4 protein-coding genes and 1 pseudogene are annotated in these 4,141 nt (G+C 80.1%); 2 read left to right on the forward strand and 3 right to left on the reverse strand.

Annotated elements, in window-relative coordinates:
- The 3 genes from GTR00_RS15825 to GTR00_RS15835 all read right to left on the reverse strand — a co-directional run.
- On the reverse strand, positions 1–428 hold a 428-nt coding region (locus GTR00_RS15825), incomplete at its 3' end, for a glycosyltransferase (RefSeq protein WP_166612554.1).
- Positions 429–603: 175 nt separating this feature from the next.
- Positions 604–2,082, reverse strand: coding sequence for a PIG-L family deacetylase (locus GTR00_RS15830; protein ID WP_166612555.1), 1,479 nt, complete (start codon positions 2,080–2,082; stop codon positions 604–606).
- Entirely contained in the window at positions 2,079–3,119 is a 1,041-nt protein-coding gene (locus GTR00_RS15835) for an acyl-CoA dehydrogenase middle domain-containing protein (protein WP_166612556.1), read from the reverse strand. The genes GTR00_RS15830 and GTR00_RS15835 overlap by 4 nt, the downstream gene beginning before the upstream one ends.
- A 233-nt stretch (positions 3,120–3,352) precedes the next feature.
- Between GTR00_RS15835 and GTR00_RS15840 the strand changes: the two genes are divergently transcribed.
- Together GTR00_RS15840 and GTR00_RS15845 are read left to right on the forward strand one after the other, a co-directional pair.
- The gene (locus tag GTR00_RS15840) at positions 3,353–3,721 is read left to right on the forward strand and encodes a hypothetical protein (RefSeq protein WP_166612557.1); all 369 of its coding nucleotides are present in this window, start codon (positions 3,353–3,355) and stop codon (positions 3,719–3,721) included.
- 113 nt (positions 3,722–3,834) lie between these two features.
- Positions 3,835–4,141, forward strand: a pseudogene (locus tag GTR00_RS15845) (hypothetical protein); the annotation flags it as partial.

A 4,141-nucleotide genomic window follows, 5' to 3' on the forward strand; every position in this document is an offset into this window, starting at 1 on the left:
GGGCAAGCGCTGGAGGTCACCACCCGGGCACCGGGCAGGGCGCGCACCGCGGCCGCCAGCAGGCGGTCCTCGTGGGCGGCCACCGGCGCGAAACCACCGGCGGCCAGGTAGGCGGAGACGCGCACCCCCAGGTTCGCCCCGTGCACGTGGCGGTGCCGCGCGTCGGGGCCCAGCCCGCGCGCGTACGCCGCCCGCCACTGCGCGTCCCGCCACGCCGGGCCCGCCAGCCGCACGGTGCCCAGCAGCAGGTCGGCGCCGGCGGTGGCCGCGGCCACCTGGTGCCGCAACCAGCCCGCCGGCACCCGCGAGTCCGCGTCGGTGCAGGCCACCCACGTGCCCCGGGCGTCCGCGCCGGCCTCCTCGTGCAGCGCCACGGCCACCCCCGCGGCGCGGGCGGCGCCCACCCGGCCCGCCGAGGAGAGCACCACGCGCGCCTGGCGGGGGCGTCGGAGCAGCGGTCGGCGACGACGACCACGCGCACCGGCACCGGGCAGCCGGCCGCCGCGCGCCGCAGCGCGGCCAGGCACCCGGGCAGCGCGGCCTCCTCGTCGCGCGCGGGCACGACCACCAGGACCCGCCGCACCGCGTCGCCCGCACGACCGCTCACGGGGTCAGCCCGCCCGCGCGGGCCACCGACACCGCCGGCGCCGGCACCAGCACGTCCAGCAGGAAGTCCTCCTCCTCGTGCGCCGCCAGCACCTGCAGGCCCGGTTCGGCCCGCAGCACCCGGTGCACCTCGTCGCCGGTCAGCGGGTACCCGCGCACCAGGTGCCGCCAGTGGCAGGCCACCAGCACCCCGTCGTGCGCCAGGGAACCCGCCGCCCGCGCCACCAGCTCCGCCAGGTCCCGCGGGCCGCAGTAGTAGGCCACCTCGGAGAGGACCACCAGGTCGAAGACGCCCCCGGGCCAGTCCCGCGGCACCGTGCCCACCCGGGTGTCGACCCGCTCCGCGAACCCCGCGGCCCGCACCCGCCCGCGCGCCCGCTGCACCGCCGAGGCCGCCGCGTCCAGCGCCAGCAGCTGCCCGCAGCGCGGGGCCAGCTCGGCGGTGAACACCCCGCCGCTGCACCCGACCTCCAGCGCGCTGCGGAAGCGCTCGCGCGGCAGCGACGCCAGCGTCAGGGCCCGCTTGCGCCGCTCGTACCAGCGGTCCTCGAAACCCCAGGGGTCCTCGCCGTGCTCGGCGTAGAACTCCTCGAAGAACGACGCCGGCAGGCTCGCCGCCGCGCCGCCGCCCGCGCCGTCGCCCCGCTCGGGGCCGCCCTGCGACCCGTCGGTGAGGAACACCTCCGCCGCGCGCGTGAAGTGCCGCAGCACCCCCGGCGCCAGCAGCGCCTCGTCGCCCGGGCGCGGCGACAGCGGCGCGGTCTGCGAGACGTGCTCGGCCAGCGCGGAGCGCTTGCGCCGCAGCACCTCCTCCTCCAGCGGCAGGCGCACCGCTCGCGCCCACGGCACGCGCGCGTCGCCGGGGTGCGCCCAGTGCCACGCCCACACCGGGAACTGCAGGACCCGCGCGCCGACCGCGCGCGCCGCCGCGGCCGCGGCGAGGGCGGCGGCCTCGTGGTCGGGGTGGCCGTCGCCGCGCCACGGGCAGGCGAGCCACGAGGCGGGCCGCACCAGCGCGGCGACCGCCTCCCGCAGGGCACCGGCCCGCTCCGGCTCGGCCAGCCGCCCGTCGCCCAGCTGCAGGCGGTGCACCCGCGCGCCGGGCGCCAGCGCCGCCACCGCGCGCTCCAGCTCCACCGCGCGCACCCGCGCCAGCTGCTCCGGCGTCGTGGTGGGGGAGCCCGGGTGGGAGGCCTCCCCGTCGGTGGCCACGACCACGTCGATGCGCGCGCCGGCGTCCGCGGCGCGCGCGAGCAGCCCGCCCGCCCCCAGCGTCTCGTCGTCGGGGTGGGCGGCCACCACCACCAGGTGCGTCAGCCCCCGCAGCTCCAGCACCGGCAGGTCGCCCAGACCGGGCCAGCGCCGCCACGCCTCCTCGGGCGTGCCCGCGCCGTCGTGGGTGAAGGCGCGCGCGTCGTCCTCGCGCGCGTCGTCCTCGCGCGCGTCGTCCTCGCGCACGTCGGCCTCGGCGCTCACCGCGGCCACCCCCCGTCCCCGCCGTTGGCCGTCGCGCCCGGCGCGCCGACCAGGGCCGCGCCCAGGGCGGCCACGTCGCGCTCGGCGTGGTGCTGGCGCAGGTACAGCGCCAGGTCCGCCACCCGCGCGGCGTGCGCCGCGTCCAGCGCCAGCGGGGCCGGCCCCAGCGCGTGCCCCACCCGTTCCAGCACCCGCTCGGCGGCGGCGGCCACCAGCGAGCGGGTGCGCAGCGCCAGCACCTCGCCCGCGGCCCCCCGCGCAGCGCCGGCGTCGACCTGCGCGGCCGCCGCGTCCAGGGCCAGCCGGGCCCCCAGCAGGTCCAGGTCGACCGCGCCGGCGTGCCAGCGGGCCAGCTGGTCCGGCTCGCGCCCCGGCGCGCGCAGCGCCCGGGCCACCCCGACGGCCCCGCCGTACCAGCAGGCGGCCACGCCGATCCCGCCGTGCGCGAAACCCGGCCGGCGCAGGTACCAGCCGGTCGCGCCCACCGGCTCGGCGGGCACCGCGGCGAACGCCACCGGCCCGCTGGGCACCTCGGGCAGCCCCCGCGCGTGCCACGTGCCCGGCACCACGCGCACCCCCGGGTGGCGCAGGCCCACCGCGAACAGCCGCCGGCCGCCGGGCACGTGGGCCGTGACCAGGGCGTGGCTGAGGGCCCCGGCGAGCGAGCACCACGGCTTGGTGCCGGTCAGCGCCCAGCCGTGCGGGCCCTGCGCGCCCTCCAGCCGCGCCCCGGGCGCCTCGGCGGCGAACACCCCCCACGTCGAGCCGGCCGGCACCGCCCGGCCCGCCTCGGCGAGCACCGCCACGGCGTCCAGGTGGGCCTCCACCACGCGCGCGGTCGTCAGGTCGTCGGCGGCCAGCCGGGCCAGCAGGTGCCAGCGCCGCGCGGTGGCCCCCGAGGCCGGCAGCGGCGCCGTGGCGGTCAGCTCCACCGCCCGCCGCAGCGCCGCGGCCACCACCGGCGCCGGCGCCGGGGGTGGGGGCGACGGGTCCGCGGAGGGCAGGGTCGAGGACGCGGGAGCGGCGGGCAGCGGCACGCTGCGGACCTCCGGGGACGGGTGGTGCGGGACGAGGGCGGCCGCGCCTGGTCGCACGGTTCCCGCACCGTAACCGCGCCCGCCGCGCGCGGCCCGTCGAGCGGGCGGCGGTGCGAAGTTCACCCGAACGCTGCCGGGCCCGCGTTCAGGTCCTGATCGCCGGGGTCGAACCAGACAGGGACACGACGGGCCGTGGAACCGCCGCTGCCCGCGGTCCGCTGAGGAGGTACCGAATGGCCAACGTCGACGCCACCCTGAAGGCCGCCCTCGAGATCGACGGCGCGACCGCCGTCGCCCTCGTCGACTGGGAGAGCGGCATGTCCCTGGGCCAGGCGGGCGGTGGCGCCCTCGACCTGGACGTCGCCGCCGCCGGCAACACCGACGTCGTGCGCGCCAAGATGCGCACCATGCAGCGCCTGGGCCTGCAGGAGAAGATCGAGGACATCCTCATCACCCTGGGCACCCAGATCCACCTGATCCGCCTGCTGCAGTCCGCCGACGGCCACGGGCTGTTCCTGTACCTGGTGCTGAAGAAGGAGTCCTCCAACCTGGCCATGGCCCGCCGCCAGCTCTCCACCCTCGAGCGCAACCTCGAGGTCTGAGCCCGGCAGCACCCGGCCCGGCCCCGCCCGGCCCCGCCCGGACCCGCACGGGTCCGGGCGGCCGCCGCCGCGCCCGCGCCGCCCGAACCACCCCGTCCGCCGAGGAGCCACCGGTGATCAGCACCACCTGCGAGATCGTCGTCACCGGGCCGTCCGGCGCGGGCAAGAGCACCTTCGTCGCCACCCTGGCCGCCGGCGCCCCGGGCGCCCACGCGACCACCGGGACCGGCGCCGGCGTGGTCGGCCTCGGGGCCGTCGTCGTGGAAGGCGAGCCCGTCGGTGCGGGCGAGGATCACCCGGCGCACGCCCTCGACGTCGCGGTGCAGGGCGGTGGTGACGCGGGCGGCGTGGTACTTGACGATCACTGCTGGTCCCCTCGGGCGGTGGCCGGGGCGGCGGTGGCGTCGCCGACGCCACCGC

The sequence above is a fragment of the Kineococcus indalonis genome, assembly GCF_009906395.1.
GTDB classification, from domain to species: Bacteria; Actinomycetota; Actinomycetes; order Actinomycetales; family Kineococcaceae; genus Kineococcus; species Kineococcus indalonis.